Origin of the sequence: Rhodococcus sp. NPDC056516, from assembly GCF_042794655.1 — a bacterium.
GTDB lineage: Bacteria > Actinomycetota > Actinomycetes > Mycobacteriales > Mycobacteriaceae > Rhodococcus_F.
In genome coordinates, this window is record NZ_JBHTTG010000002.1 from 560,366 (window position 1) to 581,235 (window position 20,870).

The window sequence follows — 20,870 nt, forward strand, 5'->3', positions numbered from 1 at the left end:
CGGACACAGGCCCCGGCTTTACCCCCCGGCCCGGTCGCGAGTCTTCAACAGGCTCGCGACCGTTGTCACCGCGAGCACTCCGATGATCACTCCGAGTGAGAGTGCCGTCGAGATTTCCGGCACCGAGACGTGTTCACCGCCGTTGACGAACGAGAGCGTGTTCTCGTGCAACGCGTGCAGGACCAGTTTCACGCCGATGAACGCCAGAATTATCGAGAGCCCGTACGAGAGGTAGACCAGTCGTTCGAGCAACCCGCCGATCAGGAAGTACAGCTGTCGTAGGCCCATCAGCGCGAAAGCGTTGGCGGTGAACACCAGGTACGGTTCCTGCGTCAGACCGTAGATCGCCGGAATCGAATCGAGCGCGAAGAGCACGTCGGCAAACCCGATTGCGATGAGCGCCAACAACAACGGCGTCACGACGCGCTTGCCGTCGATCCGGGTGATCAGTTTGTCGCCGTCGTATTCCTCGGTGGTGGGCAGCACCCGCTTCACGAGCGAGATGATGCGACTGTCACGCTTCTCCTCCGCTTCCTTCTCGTGGCCGTGATCGCGGATCAGCGTGTACGCGGTGTAGATCAGAAATGCACCGAAAAGGTAGAACACCCAGCTGTACGCATTGATGGCGGCCGCGCCGACTCCGATGAAGATTCCGCGCATCACCAACGCGAGGACGATGCCGATCAGCAGGACTTTCTGCTGAAACTCTCGCGGGACGGCGAACGTCGACATGATGATCACGAAGACGAACAGATTGTCTACCGAGAGCGCCTTTTCCGTGACGTAGCCGGCGAAGTACTCACCGCCGTACGTCGTACCCCAGATCCACATCACGACCAGGCCGAAGACGATGGCTATCGAAATGTAGACCGTCGACCAGAATGCCGACTCCCGGAACGTGGGCGCATGTGGCGTGCGGACGTGGGCGAAGAAGTCGAAGACGAACAGGCCGAGGATCACCACGATCGTGATTCCCCAAGCCAACGGCGTCACATGCACGGGTTCCTCCGGTCGTCTGTCGACGGCTTGTCCGCCGAGGTGTCGCTACTCGTCTGCGGGTGCCTCGTCCGGGTCGCCACCGCGAATCGACCACAGCAGACCGTCGAGTTCCTCAGGCTTCATCAAAACCTCGCGTGCCTTCGAGCCCTCGCTGGGGCCGACGACACCACGATTTTCCATGAGATCCATGAGTCGGCCGGCCTTGGCGAACCCGACGCGCAGCTTGCGCTGCAGCATCGACGTCGAACCGAATTGACTCGTGATGACCAATTCCACGGCCTGCAAGAGGACGTCCATGTCGTCGCCGATGTCGGGGTCGACGTCCTTCTTCTCCCCGGCCTTCTGTGCGGTGACACCTTCGGTGTACTCGGGCTCGGCCTGGTTCTTCGCGAAGTCGACAACCGCAGAGATTTCCTCGTCGGTGATGAACGCGCCCTGCATACGGGTCGGCTTGCCGGCGCCCATGGGCAGGAACAGGCCGTCACCCATACCGATGAGCTTCTCGGCGCCGGGCTGATCGAGGATGACTCGCGAGTCCGTGAGCGAGGACGTCGCGAACGCCAGACGCGAAGGCACGTTGGTCTTGATCAGGCCGGTGACGACGTCGACGGACGGGCGCTGCGTTGCCAGCACCAGGTGGATACCGGCCGCACGGGCTTTCTGGGTGATGCGGACGATTGCTTCTTCGACGTCGCGCGGAGCGGTCATCATGAGGTCGGCCAACTCGTCCACGATCGCCAGGATGTACGGGTACGGGCGGTAGACGCGCTCGCTGCCCAGCGGCGCGGTGATTTCCCCGGACTTGACCTTGGAGTTGAAGTCGTCGATGTGACGCACTCGGTTGGCCTGCATGTCCTGGTAGCGCTGTTCCATCTCCTCGACCAACCAGGCCAGCGCGGCCGCGGCCTTCTTGGGCTGAGTGATGATCGGCGTGATCAGGTGCGGGATACCTTCGTACGGTGTGAGCTCGACCATCTTGGGGTCGATGAGGATCATTCGTACTTCTTCCGGCGTCGCCCGGGTCAGCAGTGACACGAGCATCGAGTTCACGAAGCTCGACTTACCCGAGCCGGTCGAACCTGCCACGAGCAGGTGGGGCATCTTCGCGAGGTTCGCACTGACGAAGTCACCTTCGATGTCCTTACCCAGACCGATCACCAGTGGATGGTGATCGCGTCGGGTGCTCGGCGCGTTCAGCACGTCGGCGAGGCGAACCATTTCACGGTCGGAGTTCGGTACCTCGATACCCACCGCGGACTTACCCGGAATTGGGGCGAGGAGGCGGACGTTGTCGGTTGCCACCGCATAGGCGATGTTGCGGGCGAGCGCAGTGATCTTCTCGACCTTCACGCCGGGTCCGAGTTCGACCTCGTACCGCGTCACTGTCGGTCCGCGGGTGAATCCGGTAACGGCGGCGTCGATCTTGAACTGTTCGAGGACCTCGCTGATCGCTTCGATCATCGCGTCGTTCGCAGAACTGCGGAGCTTGGGCGGATCACCCTCGATCAGCAACGTCGTCGGTGGGAGGTTGTAGTCGCCGTCGGTGACGCGATCGGTGACGAAGTGTTCCTTCTCCTCCGGCTCCGGTTCGGGTTTCGGCACGGGCTTGGCGATGGGGACCGAACGCGCCGGCACCTTGGGGCGCGGCGCCGGCGTCTCCACGACGGGCGCTGCCGCAGCCACGACGGGCTCGTCGGGCTCTGCCGTTTCGTCGGCGTTCCACAGACCGAGTACTTCGGTCTTCTTGTCTCCGGATTCGAACTCGTCCGTCGGGTAGTTGTCGATCGGCGCGCGTCGGCTGGTCCGCTTGGCGGGTTTGAGCGGCGGCTCGACGTAGGTGTCGACCGGGTAGCCGTCGGCGTCGAACAGCGAAGGATCGTAAGCAGATTCGCCGTAGTGGTGCTCGCCGTCCTCGTCGAATTCGGATCCGTAGTCGCCGTATTCGTCCGAGCGATACGAGGCACCGAAGAAGGACTGGAACTTGCTCGGAACCTCACGCAGAGTCGTTCCGGTCAGAAGCAGGATTCCGAATCCGGCGGCGATGACCAACAGCGGCGCCGACAGCCAGACGGTGAGGCCGTTGGTCAGCGGGCCTCCCACGACGTATCCGACAAAACCTGCGCCGTTGGAGCGGCCGGTCGCGTCTGTCGGCGATCCGGAGATGATGTGCCACAGGCCGAGTGCAGGAAGACCGACCAGCAGCGATCCCATGATCAGTCGAGGTCGGATCTCAGGTTTGGGTTCTGTACGCATCAACAGGATCGCGAGGCCGACGCCGACGATGGGGAGCACAGCCGAAGCCGCGCCGAAGATCGCCCGCACGAGAGTGTCGATGCCACCGCCGATCGGACCTCCGGCCTTGAACCAGACTCCCCCGGCGATGACAACGCTGAATGCGATCAGGCCGAGCGCTATTCCGTCGCGGCGATGGCCGGCTTCGATCTCGCCGACCTTGCTGACCGTGCGCGTGGTGGCGCCCACACCGCGGGCAGCCAGGGACCACCCGGCGCCGATCCCCTTGCCGACCGCCGCCAACGGGCTGGCCCGCTGAGACGTTTTCGATACGGGTCGGCGCGAAGCCGAAGACGTACCGGACGACTTCTTCGGCGCCGGCTTGGAGCCTTTCCCCGAAGCGGGGCGGCCACCGGCTTTGGCCGACGTCGTGACATTTCGAGGAGTCGAGACGGTCCGCGTGGTGCGCGATGTGCGAGGTTTTGCGGTCGCCCGCGCGCTCGGCGCAGACGCTGACGACCTGGTCGATGCCCTGGACGTGGACGTGCTTGTACTGGATCCCCGGGCGCTCGACTTACCTGCCATGGAGTTCAGGCTAGTCTGTGCGACCCCATCTGGACCATCCGCAACACCAGCAACACAGGTCGCGAGTGCGAAACGTGATCTTCACAACCCGTCTGTCGAGTTCTACTCCGGTAGAAGGAGGCCATCAGAAGCTGCGATCGAGTGCCATCACCGATTGAACGTCGCCAAGTTCACCTTTTGCTTCGATCTGCACTTCGTTGCGACCGAAAGCGTGAAGCAACAACTCTGCAGGTTCACCCTGCAGGACAACACTGCGAGAGCCGGATTTGTGGACGACTGCGCTCTCCCCGGACGGAAGTTCCAAAATCACCTCGACAGCGGCTTTGCGGTAGCCCATCTTGCCGATCTGCCGCGCGTACTTCCATAGTTGAGCCTGCCGACCCTCCGACAACGGACGCGGCGCCCAGTTCAGGTGTGCGCGTCGTACATCTTCGTGGTGGACGAACATTTCCGTGGTGTTGACCTGCGCGTCGAGCCAGTACATCGGCGACCACCGAGGCGGCCCGCTGCGAACGTCGTCGAGGATGTCCTCCCACGGACGCGCCGCTGCGGCCTTTCGCACGCTCTCGGTGTGACCGGCCAGAGGGCTGAACATGATTCCGGGAGCGGCGTCGAGACGCCGCTCCCGGACGATCAGATGTGCTGCCAGGTCACGATTGGTCCACTCCCCACACAGCGTCGGAGCATCGGGGCCGAATTCGACCATGCTGTCCACCAGGGCGAGTCGTTCGTCATGAGCGAAGGTCACCTTCGCCAAAGTACTCGAACCGGACCGGGTTCGAGCGCAAGCGACCTGCTGTGCCGATCTACGGAACCGCGATGACCGTCGGAATGATCATCGGACGGCGGCGGTACTTGTCCGCGACCCAGCGTCCGACGACGCGGCGCACGGACTGCGCGATGCGATGAGCGTCGATGACGCCTTCGCTCGCCAACCGTGCCAGATCCGATTCCACGAGATCCGCGGCGGCCTTGAGGGCTGTCGGATCGTCGGAGAAACCGCGACCGGACACCTCGGGAGTGCTGACCGCGCGGCCCGTCGACTCGTTGATGACGATGGTGATGGCGATGAAGCCGCCCTCACCGAGCACCAGGCGATCGGAAAGCGTCGGCTCACCGACGTCACCGACGGACAGACCGTCGACGTAGACGTGTCCGACCGGTACCCGTCCGACGATCTCGGCGAGTCCGTCGACCATGTCGACCACGACGCCGTCCTCGGCCAATACGATGCGCTCTTCCGGAACGCCGGTGGCCTTGGCAAGTGCGGCGTTGGCACGCAGGTGGCGCCATTCACCGTGAACAGGCATGGCATTGGTGGGCCGAACCGCGTTGTAGAGGTAGAGCAACTCACCGGCGGACGCGTGGCCCGAGACGTGAACCTTGGCGCTCTGCTGTGTCACGACGGTGGCACCGCGCTTGGCCAAACCGTTGACCACGGCGAAAACGGAGTTCTCGTTGCCCGGGATCAGCGAGGACGCGAGAACGACCAAGTCGTTGGCGCGAATGTTGATCTGGCGGTGTTCGCCTCGTGCCATCCGCGAGAGCGCTGCCAACGGCTCGCCCTGCGAACCCGTGGAGATCAGAACCAGACGATCGTCGGGAAGTGTCGCGGCGGTGTCGATGTCGACGACCAGGCCGTCGGGCACCGTGAGGTAGCCGAGATCCTGTGCGATCTGCATGTTGCGGACCATCGAGCGGCCGACGAAGACGATGCGGCGGTTGTACCGAGCGGCAACGTCGACGACCTGCTGGATGCGGTGCACGTGGCTGGCGAACGAAGCCACGATGACGCGCTGCTTCGCCTTGCCGATGACGTTGTCGAGCACTCCCCCGATTTCACGCTCGGGCGTGACGAATCCCGGGACCTCGGCGTTGGTCGAGTCCACGAGGAACAGGTCGACACCCTCATCGCCCAGGCGGGAGAAACCGGCGAGGTCGGTCAGGCGGCCGTCGAGAGGCAGCTGATCGAGCTTGATGTCACCGGTGTGCAGTACGACGCCGGCGTCGGTGCGAATCGCGATCGCGAGCGCGTCGGGAATCGAGTGGTTGACGGCGAAGTACTCGCAGTCGAACGGGCCGTGGGTGGTGGTGTTTCCTTCGACGACCTCGACGAGGTTCGGTCGCAGGCGATGCTCGCGGCACTTGGCGGCAACGAGGGCGAGAGTGAACTTCGCGCCGATGACCGGAATGTCCGCGCGCAGGCGCAGCAAGAACGGCAGAGCACCGATGTGGTCCTCGTGTCCGTGAGTCAAGATGACGGCTTCGACGTCGTCCATACGGTCTTCGATGTAGCGGAAGTCCGGGAGGATCAGGTCGACGCCAGGCTGCTGGTCCTCGGGAAACAGCACACCGCAGTCGACGATCAGCAGCTTGCCGCGGTGCTCGAACACCGTCATGTTGCGACCGATTTCACCGATGCCGCCGAGAGCGACGATGCGCAGACCTGATGCCGGCGCCTTCGGGGGTGTTCCGAGTCGACCCGTGGGATCGACGGCCGGACGGTTCTCGGGGCGCTTGTTTCCGCGCCCGTTGCCCGCCTTCGACGCTGCCGGACGGTTGCCGCCGGAAGATTTGCGCGGCGACCTGTCTTCGGTCGACTTCTTGGGTGCAGCAGATTTGGTGGCAGCGGACTTGGTCGCTGCAGACTTCGTCGCTGCGGATTTGGTTGCTGCGGCCTTCTTGGGCGGGGCGGCTGCGGCGGGGGCCGCTTCTGCCGCCGGCGCAGCTGGTGCCTCTACCGGTGCGGCCTTCGCGGCCGTTTCGGGAGCCGGAGGCGAAGGCGGACCGGCTTGACGACTGGCACTACGACGTCGGGGGGGACGGGTCATTTACAAAACTCCTGCCGCATGCAGATCGGCGGCAAGACCGTCGATCTGCTCTTTAGTGGGTGCAACCTGCGGAAGGCGTGGTTCTCCGACATCGATTCCGATGAGTCGCAGACCCGCCTTCGAAGCGCTGACACCGCCGAGGCGGGCAACGGAACGAATCACAGGGATCAAACTGAGGTTTATCTCGCGGGCGCGGGCGATGTCGCCGGACACGAACGCGGTGTGAAGGTCGCGGAGGCGACCCGGAACAAGATGGCCGATGACGCTGACGAAGCCGGTAGCACCGACAGCGAGCCACGGCAGGTTCAGCGGGTCGTCACCGGAGAAGAACTGAAGTTCGGTGGTGCCGATCAACTCTGCGCCGGCGTTGAGGTCGCCCTTGGCGTCCTTGACAGCCTTGATCCGCGGGTGCTCGGCGAGTCGGCGGATCGTCTCGGTCTCGATGGGGACGACGGAGCGGGGCGGAATGTCGTACAACATGACGGGCAGGTCGGTCGCGTTGGCGACGGCGGTGAAGTGTGCAAAAAGTCCGGCCTGGGGCGGACGCGAGTAGTACGGGGTGACGACGAGCAGACCGTGCGCTCCGGCGCGAGCCGCGTCACGGGCGAGTTCGACACTGTGGGCGGTGTCGTTGCTGCCGGCGCCTGCGACGATCTTCGCGCGGTTGCCGACGGCGTCGATCACCGCGCGGAGCAGGTCGAGCTTCTCGGACTCGGTGGTGGTGGGAGATTCACCGGTGGTACCGGCAAGGACAAGGCCGTCGCAGCCGTTGTCGACGAGATGGGCTGCGAGGCGCACTCCCGCGTCGACGTCCAACTTCCCGTCGGCAGTGAACGGGGTCACCATCGCAACGGAAATGGTGCCGAACGGACGCTCGACAAGAGAAGCGGAATCACCGTAGGTCATGGTCAGAAGGTTACCCGGTTCAGCTCTTACTTCTGCACACGAGTCACGACTCGGCCGCAAATGCACTGACGGCGATTTCCGATCCGTCGCTTCCGCGGAGAATCTCGTAGTCCCCGAACACATTTGGCGCGACGTCGCGAAGCTGACGCAGGCACTCGACCGCGACTCGCCGGATCTCGACATCCGCATGTTCGGTGGCACGCATCTCGACGAAGTGCCGCCAGGCCCGATAGTTCCCGGTCACGACCAAGCGAGTCTCGGTGGCGTTGGGCAGCACCGAGCGCGCAGCTTGCCTGGCTTGCTTCCCTCGCATCGGGGCGCCGGGCACTGATTGCAGTTTCCCTTCGAGGGCGGTGAGCAGTTCACCGTAAGCGCGACGGCTTTCGTCGGTGGCCGACAGAAACAATGCTTCGAGCTCGGGATCGCCTTCGACAGCCGGAGGTACGACGACGTTCGCATCGTTCTCGCGGACGAATCGCTGCGAGAGTTGCGAGTACGAGAAGTGCCGGTGACGAATCAATTCATGAGTGCACGAGCGCGAGATACCGGTGATGTAGAAGCTCACGGTTGCATGCTCGAGCACCGAAACGTGTCCGACCTCGAGCAGATGCCTCAGGTAGCCGGCGTTGGTTGCCGTGCGCGGGTTCGGCTTGGACCAACTCTGATAGCAGGCTCGACCGGAGAACTCGACAAGTGCTTCGCCGCCGTCGGCGTCCGTCTCCCACGGAATGTCCTCGGGCGGGAAGAACTCGGACTTCGCCACCAACTGCACTTTCAGCGACACCGTGTTCGGCACAACCCACTCCTCGACAAGCACGAAACAACCAGCACGAAACCCGGACGCTGTTCGCCTCAGGTGCGGGGCAACTCTATAGCGGTCGACCGCCCTCCAGATCGAGTGACGTCACAAGCATCCTTGACTGACGTCACTTCTGACGCCACTCTGGTGTCATGGACATTTCGGAGTACACCGCAAAGCTGCAGAACGACCTCGTCACCGCAGCCGAACTCGGCGACGATCACACGCGCCGGATTGCGGCGTCGCTGTCCGCCGCCATCGAACCCTCGGTCCGCCTGGTCTTGCTGGCCGCCGCAACTGAGCTGGCCAAGGAGATCGGGGCGAAACTCGGCGATCGAGAGGTCAAGGTCAATCTCGACGGCAGCGAGTTGCTGGTCGATGTCGTTCGCCCGCCCGGTTCGACCGACGGTGAGGCCGCAGACAACGAGAAGGCAGACGACGAGAAAAAGGACTCCACCTACTCGTTCGACGACGTCAGCGGGGATATCAGCCGAGTGACGTTGAGGATGATGGAGCAGATCAAAGCCCGCGCCGAGGAGGCAGCCAATCAGAACGGAGTCTCCCTCAACTCGTGGGTTTCACAGGCCGTACAGGGCGCACTACGGGACCAGATGCGCAAGAACGGCATGGACTAGTTCGACGCCACCCCGATCGCCGAATGATCTAATTGCGCAACTGCAGTAATCACGAACCGTTGCCGCAAGGCGAGAAGGAGCACGTTCATGGCCGTTTCGGGCGTCAAGGAATTCGAGATCAAGGCTGATCCGGCAACGGTGATGCAGGCCGTCGCCGCGGTCGATCGACTGCCGGAGTGGTCGTCTGCGCACAAGAAGATCACCATCGAGAGCACCCACGACGACGGTCGCCCCCATCGCGTTCGCATGGCCGTGTCCATTCTCGGAATCAACGACGAGCAGGTAGTCGACTACACCTTCGAGGGCGACGAGAAGGTGACCTGGACCCTCGTCGAGAGCGGCCAGCAGAACCAGCAGGACGGCTCGTACATCTTGACGCCCACCGACGGCGGAACCAAAGTCACCTTCGAATTGACCATCGATCCCAAGATCCCGCTGCCGGGTTTCCTGGTGAAGAAGGCACAGAAGACGGCCCTGGAAACGGCAAGCAAGGGCCTGACGAAGTTCGTCGAAAACTTCTGAGCGCACACGCAATTCAGGCGGCCCTTACTTCGGCGTTCATCGCCGGGTAGGGGCCGTTTGCTGTGAAGCCGAGCTGCGATTTCGCGGAAGTTCTTGCCGATGTTGAAGATTCGCCGGTAGCCGGGGACTGCCCGGAGTAACGTCGGCCGCGTGTCCGCCGAGACCGCAGAGCCCAACTCCATGGCACCCGTGCGCATCCTCGTCTACAGCGACGACGCGCACACGCGCGAGCAAGTCCGGCTCGCTCTCGGCGAGCGTCCACATCCCTCGATGCCCACCATCGATTACGTCGAGGTCGCGACGGCACCGATCGTCGTCGACAAGCTCGATGCCGGCGGAATCGATCTCGCCATCCTCGACGGCGAGGCCAGTCCGGCCGGCGGCATGGGCGTGGCGAAACAACTCAAGGACGAGATCGCCGACTGTCCACCGATCCTCGTACTGACCGGTCGACCCGACGATGCATGGCTGGCGTCGTGGTCGAGAGCGGAAGCCTCAGTGCCGCAGCCGATAGATCCGATCGAACTCGCTTCCACCGTCATCGCGCTTCTCCGTCGGCAACTAAGCCGGTGAGCACCCGTTGCAGCGGTGATTCGTTGCGGCGCCGACTACTTCGGACTTTCGAGAGCGAAACTCGGCACCCCGAAAATCAACCCAATGTCGGAGGCCTCCCCTAGTGTGGGTGTCGCAGGTCACATAAGTATCGAATTGCTGGCAGTATCGAAATCGAACGGCACCTTCGGGTTAACGGCACCTTCGGGTTAACGGCACCTTCGGGCTAGGCGGACATCCGCACAGCAGAGAGGAGTTCGGGTGACATGAACGCTTACATCCCCATTCTCGTTCTCGGGGTCATCGCGATGGCCTTCGCCGTGGTGTCGGTTGTTCTCGCGTCGGTGGTCGGCCCGAAACGGTACAACAGGGCAAAGCTCGAAGCTTACGAATGCGGAATCGAACCGGCACCCCGCGCCTCTGGTGGCGGCCGGTTTCCCGTCAAGTTCTATCTGACGGCGATGCTGTTCATCATCTTCGACATCGAGATCGTCTTCCTCTATCCGTGGGCCGTGCACTTCGATTCGCTCGGCTTGTTCGGTCTCGCGGCCATGGGCCTTTTCATAGTCAACGTCTCGGTGGCATACGGATACGAATGGCGACGAGGCGGTCTCGGTTGGGACTAGCTGGACGAAGACACGATCAACACAAAGAAATCAGACAAAACCGGTCATACCGAAGCTGTTACGACTGAAAAGAGTCGGATATGGGTCTCGAAGAAAAGCTCCCCAGCGGATTTCTACTGACAACGGTCGAAGGCCTTGCCGGGTACGTCCGCAAAGGATCACTGTGGCCTGCCACCTTCGGGCTCGCGTGCTGCGCCATCGAGATGATGGCAACCACGTCCGGCCGCTTCGACCTGGCACGGTTCGGCATGGAGGCTTTCCGTGCGTCGCCGCGCCAGGCAGACCTTCTGATCGTGGCCGGGAGGGTCAGTCAAAAGATGGGCCCGGTACTTCGTCAGGTCTACGACCAGATGGCCGAGCCGAAATGGGTTCTGGCCATGGGTGTGTGCGCGTCTTCCGGCGGAATGTTCAACAACTACGCAGTGGTACAGGGCGTCGACCACATCGTTCCGGTCGACATCTACTTGCCCGGCTGTCCGCCGCGGCCGGAGATGCTCCTCAACGCGATCATCGAGCTGCACCGGAAGATTCAGGAGATGCCCCTCGGCGTCAACCGCGAAGAGGCTCGCGCGGCAGCCGAGCGCGCCGCACTGGCATCCACCCCCACCATCGACATGAAGGGGTTGCTGCGATGACCTCGGGCAACACCGGCGCGAGAGGGATGTTCGGGGTCCGCGGCAGTGGCGACACCTCAGGCTACAGCCGTCTTGCCCCTCCGATCTCTGTAGAAGACAAGGCTTCTCGACCGTTCGGTGGATACTTCGACGAGGTTGCAGACTCCTTGGACGCCACATTGCGCAGCGCGGGTGACACTTTCACTGACGCAATCGAGCGAGTAACAGTTTTTCGAGACGAGATGACGCTGCACGTCGAACGGTCTCACCTCCCGCAGGTCGCGCGCAGACTGCGCGACGAACCGGATCTTCGCTTCGAACTCTGCCTGGGTGTCGACGGAGTGCACTACCCGCAGGACACCGGTCGCGAACTCCACGCCGTGTATCCACTCGCCTCCATTACGCACAATCGCCGAATCAGGCTGGAAGTGTCTGTGCCGGATTCCGATCCGCACATTCCGTCGATCGTCGGGATCTACCCGACCAACGACTGGCACGAACGTGAGACCTACGACTTCTTCGGAATCGTCTTCGACGGTCACCCGGCATTGACCCGCATCGAGATGCCCGACGACTGGAAAGGCCACCCGCAGCGGAAGGACTATCCGCTCGGCGGTATCCCGGTCGAGTACAAGGGCGCCCAGACTCCACCACCCGACGAGCGTAGGTCGTACAACTGATGAACAACACGACAGGAAGCAGCGCCGGCGCTACGACGGAAACCATCGTGACGGCGTCCGGTCAGGACTGGGACGACATCGTGACCGCGGCCGCCCGGCAGCGAACCGGCGAGGCTGAGCGGATCGTGGTCAACATGGGCCCGCAGCACCCGTCCACGCACGGCGTCTTGCGCCTCATTCTCGAAATCGAGGGTGAGACCGTCGTGGAAGCACGGTGTGGAATCGGCTACCTGCACACCGGAATCGAAAAGAATCTCGAATACCGGAACTGGACGCAGGGCGTCACTTTCGTTACTCGGATGGACTACCTGTCACCGTTCTTCAACGAGACCGCCTACTGCCTCGGGGTCGAGAAACTTCTCGACATCACCGACGACATTCCCGAGCGAGCCACCGTCATTCGCGTGATAATGATGGAGCTCAATCGGATCTCTTCACATCTTGTCGCCCTGGCGACCGGCGGAATGGAACTGGGCGCCGTGACGGCGATGTTGTTCGGATTCCGCGAACGCGAACTGATTCTGGACGTGTTCGAGACGATCACCGGACTGCGGATGAATCACGCGTACATCAGGCCTGGCGGTCTCGCGCAAGATCTACCCGACGGCTCGGTGGCGAAGGTACGACAACTGTTGAAAGTCCTTCCGAAGCGGTTGCGCGACGTCGAACTGATGCTCAGCGACAACTCCATCTGGAAGGCCCGCACCCAGGGAATCGGATATCTCGATCTCACCGGTTGCATGGCGCTCGGAGTGACGGGACCGGTCCTGCGCGCCACAGGTCTCCCCCACGATCAGCGTCGAGCGCAGCCCTACTGCGGCTACGAGAATTACGAGTTCGATGTCGTCACGCACGACGGATCCGACTGCTACGGAAGGTACGTCATCCGCGTCGAGGAGATGAAGGAGTCCCTCAAGATCGTCGAGCAGTGCCTCGACAAGCTGCAACCGGGGCCGGTCATGGTGGACGACAAGAAGATCGCCTGGCCTGCCGATCTCGCCGTCGGACCTGATGGCCTCGGCAACTCGCAGAAGCACATCGCCAAGATCATGGAGTCGTCCATGGAGGGTCTGATTCACCATTTCAAACTGGTCACAGAAGGCATCCGCGTGCCGCCCGGTCAGGTGTACGTCGCCGTGGAATCTCCGCGTGGCGAACTGGGGGTGCACATGGTCAGCGACGGGGGAACCCGGCCGTACCGCGTCCATTTCCGGGATCCGTCGTTCACAAACCTTCAAGCGGTAGCGGCGATGTGTGAGGGAGGCATGGTGTCCGACGTGATCGCTTCGGTCGCCAGTATCGATCCCGTCATGGGCGGAGTGGACCGATGACCGGCCCGAACGGTTCGTCACGGGTGTTCGTCGAACTCGGACCGCGACAGGAGGAACCCACTCAATTGGTACGCCCAGGCGCACGGTCGAGCTATACCCCCGACGTACTCGCCCGACTCGACGCCGATGCCGACACCGTCATCGCTCGTTATCGCGAGCCTGACGCCGCTGCGATAACCAGTCGATCGGCCCTCCTGCCGCTCCTTCATCTCGTGCAATCGGAGGACGGGTACATCACGCCGGCCGGGATCGATTTCTGCAGTGCCAAGCTAGGTTTGACGGGCGCTGAGGTCGCCGCCGTTTCCACTTTCTACTCCATGTATCGCCGTGGTCCGACGGGAGAGTATCTGGTCGGAGTCTGCACCAACACGCTGTGCGCGATCATGGGCGGTGACGACATCCTCGCGGCACTCGAAGAGCACCTGGGCTCGGCAGGCTCCAGGGACGAAGGCGGACACACCATCTCGACGTCCGACGGCAAGATCACCCTCGAACACATCGAATGCAATGCGGCGTGCGACTACGCGCCCGTCGTGATGATCAACTGGGAGTTCTTCGACAATCAGACTCCGGAATCGGCGCGCTCACTTGTCGATGCGTTACGCGCCGGAGAGCGCGTGACGCCCAGTCGCGGTGCGACGCTGTGTTCGTTCCGACAGACCGCGCGCACCCTGGCCGGCTTCCCGGATACGCGAATCGAAGCGGCCGAAGCGCAGACCGTCGGCGGGGCAACTCTTGCCGGACTGCGTGTCAGCCGATCTCTCGACGACAACCGACCGGGCCCGGATTCCACGGCCTACGATCCCGGCGAAGGGAAGTGACATGACACTCGCCCCCGTTCTGAGTCGTTACTGGGATCAACCGAACTCGTGGACCCTCGACAGCTACCTTCGTCACGACGGCTACCAGGCCCTACGCACAGCACTCGACGGCTCCCCCGATGCCGTGATCGAGACGGTCAAGGACGCGGGCCTTCGCGGGCGCGGTGGCGCAGGCTTTCCGACGGGCCTCAAGTGGAGTTTCATCCCACAGAGCACCGAAGACAAGCCAGGAGACGGCAAGCCTCACTATCTCGTCGTCAATGCCGACGAGTCCGAGCCTGGCACATGCAAGGACATGCCGTTGATGATGGCGACTCCCCACACGTTGGTCGAGGGAGTCATCATCGCGGCGTATGCAATTCGAGCGGCCAAGGCGTTCATCTACGTCCGGGGCGAGGTGGTCCCGGTCCTGCGACGTCTGCAGACCGCCGTGGCCGAGGCCTACGCGGCCGGATACCTGGGCCGCAACATCCTCGGTTCGGGATTCGACTTGGATCTCGTCGTGCACGCCGGAGCAGGCGCGTACATCTGTGGTGAGGAGACAGCCCTCCTCGATTCGTTGGAGGGACGACGCGGTCAGCCTCGACTGCGGCCGCCATTCCCCGCCGTCGCCGGCCTCTACGCCTGCCCGACCGTCGTCAACAACGTCGAGTCAATCGCGAGTGTGCCGTCGATCGTCCTGGGCGGCCCGGAGTGGTTCCGGTCGATGGGAAGCGAGAAGTCGCCGGGGTTCACGTTGTACTCGCTCTCTGGTCATGTCACCACTCCCGGCCAGTACGAGGCGCCGCTCGGCATCACGTTGCGAGAACTTCTCGACTACGCGGGCGGCGTTCGCACCGGGCACACCCTCAAGTTCTGGACTCCCGGCGGATCCTCGACTCCGATCTTCACCGACGAACATCTCGATGTCCCACTCGACTACGAGGGCGTCGGCGCGGCGGGATCGATGCTCGGCACCAAGGCACTGCAGATATTCGACGACACAACCTGCATCGTGCGTGCGGTGCTGCGGTGGACCGAGTTCTATGCCCACGAATCTTGCGGTAAGTGCACGCCGTGCCGAGAAGGTACGTACTGGCTGGTGCAGATCCTGCGGCGACTCGAAGGCGGAACGGGAACCGAAGCCGATCTCACCAAACTTCTCGACATCTCGGACACGATCCTCGGAAAGTCCTTCTGCGCGTTAGGTGATGGAGCGACCAGCCCGATCATGTCCTCCCTGAAGTACTTCCGCGAGGAATACGTCGCGCATTTCGACGGCAACGGATGCCCGTTCGATCCTCGCCGGTCCGTTCTCGCGACAGGAGCGTTCGTCTCATGACTGCAGCCGACGCTACCAAGGCCGACACGGCACCGCCTACTGATCTGGTCACCCTCACCATCGACGGCCGGGAACTCCAGGTTCCCAAGGGCACGTTGATCATTCGCGCTGCAGAGATGATCGGCACCCAGATTCCGCGGTTCTGCGATCATCCGCTTCTGGATCCGGTCGGGGCGTGCCGCCAGTGCATCGTGGAGGTCGAAGGTCAACGCAAGCCGGTGGCGTCCTGCACGACACCGGTTGCGGACGGAATGGTCGTCACCACGCAACTCACGTCGCCGGTGGCCGAGAAGGCGCAGCGGGGGGTGATGGAACTCCTGCTCATCAACCACCCGTTGGACTGCCCCGTGTGCGACAAGGGCGGCGAGTGCCCGCTCCAGAACCAGGCGATGTCGACCGGTCGCACGGAATCGCGGTTCGGTGAGGAGAAACGGACCTACCCCAAACCCATCCCACTCTCGTCCGAGATCCTCCTCGACCGCGAGCGTTGTGTCCTCTGTGCCAGGTGCACAAGGTTTTCGGGCCAGATTGCCGGCGACCCGTTCATCGATCTCCTCGAGCGCGGTGCACTTCAACAGGTCGGGATCTACGCCAACGAGCCATTCGAGTCCTACTTCTCGGGCAACACCATTCAGGTTTGTCCGGTCGGTGCACTCACCAGCACGGCATACCGATTCCGGGCGCGACCGTTCGATCTGGTCTCCAGCCCCAGCGTGTGCGAGCACTGCGCGGACGGATGTGCCCAGCGCACGGACCACCGTCGCGGCAAGGTTCTTCGTCGTCTCGCCGGGGACGACCCCGACGTCAACGAGGAGTGGAATTGCGACAAGGGACGTTTCGCTTTCACGTACACGACCCAAGGCGATCGGATCACCACCCCCCTCATCCGCAACGCTGACGGCGAATTGATTCCGGCGTCGTGGCCCATGGCACTCGACCTCGTTGCGCGAACCTTCGCGCAGGCCCACGGCGACGCGGGCGTACTCGTCGGTGGACGCTCGACCTGGGAGGACGCGTACGCCTACAGCAAGTTCGCGCGAGTTGCTCTCGCTACCAACAACATCGACTTCCGGATCCGCGCTCACTCAGCCGAAGAGACCAGCTTTCTCTCAGCTCACGTCGCGGGCCGCACGCTCGAAGAGTCGGTGACGTACCAAGATCTCGAATCCGCCCCGGCCGCGTTGCTGGTCGCTCTCGAGCCGGAGGAGGAGTCACCGATCATCTTCCTGCGGCTACGCAAAGCCGCTCGTTTCGGCAAGACAACAGTGCTCGCCAGCGCGCCGTTCGCTACGCGAGGCCTGCAGAAGATGGGGGGTGCTTTGCTTCGGGCCGTACCCGGAAGTGAAGCAGCTCTGATGGATTCGTTGGCAGGCCCTGAAAGTGTGGAGGGTCAGCTCCTCCGACAACCCGGCGCAGTGATCCTGCTGGGCGAACGACTCAGTGAGGTGGCGGGCGGCTTCTCGGCGGCGGTACGTCTCGCCGAAGCGACGGGAGCTTGTTTGGCTTGGGTCCCACGCCGCGCTGGTGATCGCGGCGCCGTCGAGGCCGGCGCGTTGCCGGGATTGCTTCCCGGTGGACGCCCCATTGCCGACCCGGTGGCACGTCAAGAGGTGGAATCGATGTGGGGCGCCTCCGTCCCGGCATCCGACGGTCGCGATGTCGCGAGTCTCCTGGGTTCAGGGCGGTCGACCGCGGCGCTACTTGTCGGCGGCGTGGAGTTGGGTGATCTCCCGAACCCGGCAAAGGCACGAGCCGCGATCGAAGCCGCAGGGTTCGTGGTGAGTTTGGAGATCCGTCACAGCGAAATCACCGAACTCGCCGACGTCGTCTTCCCCGTGGCGCCGGTCGCCGAGAAGCCCGGTACCTTCCTCGACTGGGAAGGCCGCGAGCGCGTGTTCGACACCGCGTTGAGAACGACAGGAGTAATGCCAGATCAGCGCGTCCTTCACGCGATCGCAGCCGAGATGGGTATCGACCTGGGCTTGCCCGACGCGGTTTCCGCGCGCGCAGAGATACGCCGCCTCGGACCATGGTCCGGATTGCGCCCCACTTCACCTCAGGTACCCGCAGGCACCGTGCCCACACCGGCGCCAGGCGAGGCGGTGTTGTCGAGTTGGCGGATGCTGCTCGACAACGGCCGTTTGCAGGACGGCGAGCCCAACCTGGCCGGTACTGCACGGTCCCCGCTCGTGCGTTTGTCGGCCGAAACCGCGGCCGAGATCGACGCCGTGAGCGGCGATCAGGTTGCCGTATCGACTGAATCCGGCGTCGTCACATTGCCGTTGGAGATCACCGAGCTACCGCCTCGAACAGTCTGGTTGCCGCTCAATTCACCGGGTAGCACCGTCTACGAAACGCTCTGCGCCTCCGTAGGGTCCGTGGTGAGGATCGCGAAGGTGACGGCGCAATGACTGGCTACGAATACTTCGCGAACGCCGATACCGTCGCCGCTCCGGTCGACCTGTCGGCGTTCGGGCACGACCCGTGGTGGTTGGTGATCGGCAAGGCTCTCGCCATCTTCGTGTTCCTCGTACTCACTCCGCTGGTGGCGATCTACGCGGAACGAAAAGTCATGGCGCGTATGCAGATGCGTGTCGGACCGAACCGCGTCGGCCCCCGCGGAATGCTCCAGAGTCTCGCCGACGGAATCAAACTCGCCCTCAAGGAAGGCATCACTCCTACCGGAGCCGACAAACCGATTTACCTCCTCGCGCCCGTCATCGCAGTCGTGCCCGCGTTCATGGCTTTTGCCGTCATTCCGTTCGGTCCGCAGGTGTCGATCTTCGGAACCCTTTCACCCCTGCAACTGACCGATCTGCCGGTCGGAGTTCTCTACATCCTCGCAGTGACCTCGATCGGTGTGTACGGCATCGTGCTTGCCGGCTGGTCCTCGGGATCGACATATCCACTACTGGGCGCACTTCGATCGACCGCGCAGGTCATCTCCTACGAGGTAGCGATGGGACTGTCCTTCGCCGCCGTCTTCCTCTACGCCGGAACGATGTCCACGTCCGGAATCGTCAGTGCCCAACAAGGTGCCTGGTACGTCTTTCTCCTCCTGCCGTCTTTCCTGATCTACGTGACAGCGATGGTCGGCGAAACCAATAGAGCGCCCTTCGACCTTCCGGAGGCCGAGGGCGAACTGGTAGGTGGGTTCCACACCGAGTACTCCTCACTCAAGTTCGCGATGTTCATGCTCGCCGAGTACGTGAACATGGTGACGGTGTCCGCTCTGGCCACGACGCTGTTTCTGGGCGGGTGGCATGCACCATTCCCATTCAACCTGTGGGACGGAGCCAATTCCGGTTGGTGGCCCGTGCTGTGGTTTGTCGCCAAGGTGTGGGGCTTCCTCTTCGTATTCATCTGGTTGCGCAGCACCCTTCCGAGGTTGCGCTACGACCAGTTCATGAATCTCGGCTGGAAGATTCTCATCCCCGCAGCCTTGGTGTGGGTGATGGTGATCGCGACTGTTCGCGCCTTCCGCAACGAGGGTTACAACACGTGGCTCGTACTGCTCTGCGTCGCACTGGTTCTCGGAGCTGCGCTGCTCATGGTGTTGGCCGGAACCTACCGGGGCCGTCGCCGAACCGCCGCGTTGGTGCCCGATTCGGGGACCCTGGCTTTCGATGCGATGTCGGGCGGCTTCCCGGTTCCACCCCTACCTGGTCAAACGCTGTCTAATCAAACGGTGCCGGACCGAAATCTACCGGGTCAGAACGTGCCACCGCCGCGGCGGACAGATGTTTCCGACACATCGGAGGACTCCCATGCCTGATTTCCTCGGACCTATCGCGGGTTTCGGAGTGACGCTCTCGACAATGTTCAAGAAGCCCGAGACAGAGTTCTATCCGGAGGAGAAGCGCCCCACCGCCCCCGGATATCACGGTCGCCACCAACTCAACCGGTATGCGGACGGACTCGAGAAGTGCATCGGGTGCGAACTGTGTGCGTGGGCCTGCCCCGCCGACGCAATCTACGTCGAAGGTGCTGACAACACCGAAGAAGAACGGTTCTCCCCAGGTGAGCGTTACGGGCGGGTGTATCAGATCAACTACCTGCGGTGTATCGGCTGTGGCCTCTGCGTCGAGGCTTGCCCCACTCGGGCCCTCACGATGACCAACGAGTACGAGATGACCGACGACAACCGAGCCGGGTTGATCTACGAGAAGGACCTCCTCCTCGCACCATTGAAGCCCGACATGACAGCACCACCACACGCGCTGCGTCCCGGCACAACTCAGGACGACTACTACCGCGGCGACATCGCAGCAGCTGCCGAGCAAGCAGCACCCGAACCGGAGCCGAGCCAGGAGACCGAGAAATGATCGCGGCGGTCACGACCACGATCCTGGCGGAGGGAACGATGACGTCGACCTCCACCGGCGAAGCGGTGCAGTTCTGGATCCTCGGAACCTTGGCGGTGATCAGCGCTTTGGGTGTCGTGGCCGCTCCCAAAGCCGTCTATTCTGCACTCTTCCTTGCAATGACGATGATCATCCTGGCCGTGTTCTACATCGTGCAGGGCGCACTGTTCCTGGGCGTCGTCCAGATCGTCGTCTACACCGGCGCAGTGATGATGTTGTTCTTGTTCGTCTTGATGCTGGTGGGCGTGGATTCTTCGGATTCCTTGATCGAAACTCTACGGGGACAACGAGTCAGCGCGATCGTGATCGGCGTCGGATTCGGGCTGCTGCTCATCGGTGGCCTCGGTAATGCGTCGATCTCGGGCTTCACCGGCTTCACCGGACTCGAGCAGGGCAACATCGAGGCTCTCGCCGATCTCATTTTCATCCGCTACGTCTGGGCTTTCGAACTGACGGGTGCACTACTGATCACGGCGACACTCGGCGCCATGATGCTCGCACATCGGGAGAAGATCGGAGCCACAGTCAGCCAACGCGAACTCTCGCAGCAACGGTTCGCGTACCTGGGCAGCGATGAGAACAATCCCGAAAAAGGCTCGGCCACTCCACTCCCGAGCCCCGGTGTGTACGCACGACACAACGCGGTGGACATGCCGGCCTTGTTGCCGGACGGATCGTTCTCGACACTCTCCGTCAGCAGCGCGCTCACTCCGCGATCCCCGGATCCGAGTACCGGTGAGGAGTCTGCGCGATGAATCCCGAGAATTACCTGTATCTGTCGGTCCTGTTGTTCACCATCGGGGCTGCGGGAGTCCTCCTGCGACGCAACGCCATCGTGGTGTTCATGTGCATCGAGCTGATGCTCAACGCCGCCAATCTGGCGTTCGTGACTTTCGCGCGTATGCACGGCAATCTCGACGGCCAGATTTTCGCCTTCTTCACGATGGTGGTCGCTGCAGCCGAAGTCGTCGTCGGCCTGGCAATCATCATGATCATCTTCCGATCTCGGCGTTCTGTATCCGTCGACGACGCAGACCTGCTGAAGTACTGAC

20 protein-coding genes are annotated in these 20,870 nt (G+C 62.9%); 14 read left to right on the forward strand and 6 right to left on the reverse strand.

Annotated features, from left to right (window positions below; genetic code table 11):
* Window positions 1-18 precede the first annotated feature (18 nt).
* From ACFQ6Y_RS07660 to thyX, 6 genes are all read right to left on the reverse strand, one after another.
* Window positions 19-999: a TerC family protein gene (locus ACFQ6Y_RS07660; protein ID WP_378630709.1), complete on the reverse strand. Its 981-nt coding sequence runs from the start codon at window positions 997-999 to the stop codon at window positions 19-21.
* Window positions 1,000-1,044: 45 nt separating this feature from the next.
* Window positions 1,045-3,816: a DNA translocase FtsK gene (locus tag ACFQ6Y_RS07665; RefSeq protein WP_378630712.1), complete on the reverse strand. Its 2,772-nt coding sequence runs from the start codon at window positions 3,814-3,816 to the stop codon at window positions 1,045-1,047.
* A 124-nt stretch (window positions 3,817-3,940) separates the two neighbouring features.
* On the reverse strand, window positions 3,941-4,564 hold the full coding sequence (locus ACFQ6Y_RS07670) for a TIGR03085 family metal-binding protein (protein WP_378630714.1): 624 nt from the start codon (window positions 4,562-4,564) through the stop codon (window positions 3,941-3,943).
* Between the two features lie 58 nt (window positions 4,565-4,622).
* A complete protein-coding gene (locus ACFQ6Y_RS07675; RefSeq protein WP_378449809.1) occupies window positions 4,623-6,647 on the reverse strand; it encodes a ribonuclease J in 2,025 nt (674 codons plus the stop codon).
* The gene (dapA, locus tag ACFQ6Y_RS07680) at window positions 6,648-7,553 is read right to left on the reverse strand and encodes a 4-hydroxy-tetrahydrodipicolinate synthase (protein WP_003942142.1); all 906 of its coding nucleotides are present in this window, start codon (window positions 7,551-7,553) and stop codon (window positions 6,648-6,650) included. It lies immediately after the preceding gene.
* Window positions 7,554-7,596: 43 nt separating this feature from the next.
* Window positions 7,597-8,349: an FAD-dependent thymidylate synthase gene (gene thyX, locus ACFQ6Y_RS07685; protein WP_095970584.1), complete on the reverse strand. Its 753-nt coding sequence runs from the start codon at window positions 8,347-8,349 to the stop codon at window positions 7,597-7,599.
* 155 nt (window positions 8,350-8,504) lie between these two features.
* Between thyX and ACFQ6Y_RS07690 the strand changes: the two genes are divergently transcribed.
* From ACFQ6Y_RS07690 to nuoK, 14 genes are all read left to right on the forward strand, one after another.
* Window positions 8,505-8,987, forward strand: coding sequence for a toxin-antitoxin system HicB family antitoxin (locus tag ACFQ6Y_RS07690; RefSeq protein ID WP_378533477.1), 483 nt, complete (start codon window positions 8,505-8,507; stop codon window positions 8,985-8,987).
* Window positions 8,988-9,074: 87 nt separating this feature from the next.
* Window positions 9,075-9,509, forward strand: a complete 435-nt coding sequence (locus ACFQ6Y_RS07695; protein ID WP_378449811.1) for an SRPBCC family protein — start codon at window positions 9,075-9,077, stop codon at window positions 9,507-9,509.
* Window positions 9,510-9,689: 180 nt separating this feature from the next.
* On the forward strand, window positions 9,690-10,082 hold the full coding sequence (locus ACFQ6Y_RS07700) for a hypothetical protein (RefSeq protein ID WP_230817164.1): 393 nt from the start codon (window positions 9,690-9,692) through the stop codon (window positions 10,080-10,082).
* Between the two features lie 245 nt (window positions 10,083-10,327).
* Window positions 10,328-10,687 (forward strand): NADH-quinone oxidoreductase subunit A, encoded by a 360-nt coding sequence (locus ACFQ6Y_RS07705; protein ID WP_378630717.1) that lies wholly within the window; start codon window positions 10,328-10,330, stop codon window positions 10,685-10,687.
* Window positions 10,688-10,767: 80 nt separating this feature from the next.
* Entirely contained in the window at window positions 10,768-11,322 is a 555-nt protein-coding gene (locus tag ACFQ6Y_RS07710; protein ID WP_095970587.1) for an NADH-quinone oxidoreductase subunit B family protein, read from the forward strand.
* On the forward strand, window positions 11,319-11,981 hold the full coding sequence (locus tag ACFQ6Y_RS07715; protein WP_378449813.1) for an NADH-quinone oxidoreductase subunit C: 663 nt from the start codon (window positions 11,319-11,321) through the stop codon (window positions 11,979-11,981). Before ACFQ6Y_RS07710 ends, ACFQ6Y_RS07715 begins: the two co-directional genes overlap by 4 nt.
* Complete coding sequence (gene nuoD / locus ACFQ6Y_RS07720; RefSeq protein ID WP_378630720.1) at window positions 11,981-13,312, forward strand: NADH dehydrogenase (quinone) subunit D; 1,332 nt, start codon at window positions 11,981-11,983, stop codon at window positions 13,310-13,312. Before ACFQ6Y_RS07715 ends, nuoD begins: the two co-directional genes overlap by 1 nt.
* Window positions 13,309-14,133 carry an NADH-quinone oxidoreductase subunit NuoE gene (nuoE, locus tag ACFQ6Y_RS07725; protein ID WP_378630722.1) on the forward strand — a complete coding sequence of 275 codons (825 nt, stop codon included), beginning with the start codon at window positions 13,309-13,311 and terminating at the stop codon, window positions 14,131-14,133. Before nuoD ends, nuoE begins: the two co-directional genes overlap by 4 nt.
* A gap of 1 nt (window position 14,134) precedes the next feature.
* Window positions 14,135-15,454 (forward strand): NADH-quinone oxidoreductase subunit NuoF, encoded by a 1,320-nt coding sequence (nuoF, locus tag ACFQ6Y_RS07730; protein WP_378630725.1) that lies wholly within the window; start codon window positions 14,135-14,137, stop codon window positions 15,452-15,454.
* Window positions 15,451-17,865 (forward strand): NADH-quinone oxidoreductase subunit G, encoded by a 2,415-nt coding sequence (locus ACFQ6Y_RS07735; RefSeq protein WP_378630728.1) that lies wholly within the window; start codon window positions 15,451-15,453, stop codon window positions 17,863-17,865. Before nuoF ends, ACFQ6Y_RS07735 begins: the two co-directional genes overlap by 4 nt.
* Window positions 17,862-19,229: an NADH-quinone oxidoreductase subunit NuoH gene (nuoH, locus tag ACFQ6Y_RS07740; RefSeq protein ID WP_378630731.1), complete on the forward strand. Its 1,368-nt coding sequence runs from the start codon at window positions 17,862-17,864 to the stop codon at window positions 19,227-19,229. The genes ACFQ6Y_RS07735 and nuoH overlap by 4 nt, the downstream gene beginning before the upstream one ends.
* Window positions 19,222-19,779, forward strand: a complete 558-nt coding sequence (nuoI, locus tag ACFQ6Y_RS07745; RefSeq protein WP_378630733.1) for an NADH-quinone oxidoreductase subunit NuoI — start codon at window positions 19,222-19,224, stop codon at window positions 19,777-19,779. Before nuoH ends, nuoI begins: the two co-directional genes overlap by 8 nt.
* Window positions 19,776-20,573 (forward strand): NADH-quinone oxidoreductase subunit J, encoded by a 798-nt coding sequence (locus ACFQ6Y_RS07750; protein ID WP_378630736.1) that lies wholly within the window; start codon window positions 19,776-19,778, stop codon window positions 20,571-20,573. The genes nuoI and ACFQ6Y_RS07750 overlap by 4 nt, the downstream gene beginning before the upstream one ends.
* Window positions 20,570-20,869, forward strand: coding sequence for an NADH-quinone oxidoreductase subunit NuoK (gene nuoK / locus ACFQ6Y_RS07755; protein WP_003942238.1), 300 nt, complete (start codon window positions 20,570-20,572; stop codon window positions 20,867-20,869). The genes ACFQ6Y_RS07750 and nuoK overlap by 4 nt, the downstream gene beginning before the upstream one ends.
* The last annotated feature ends 1 nt before the right edge of the window (window position 20,870 follow it).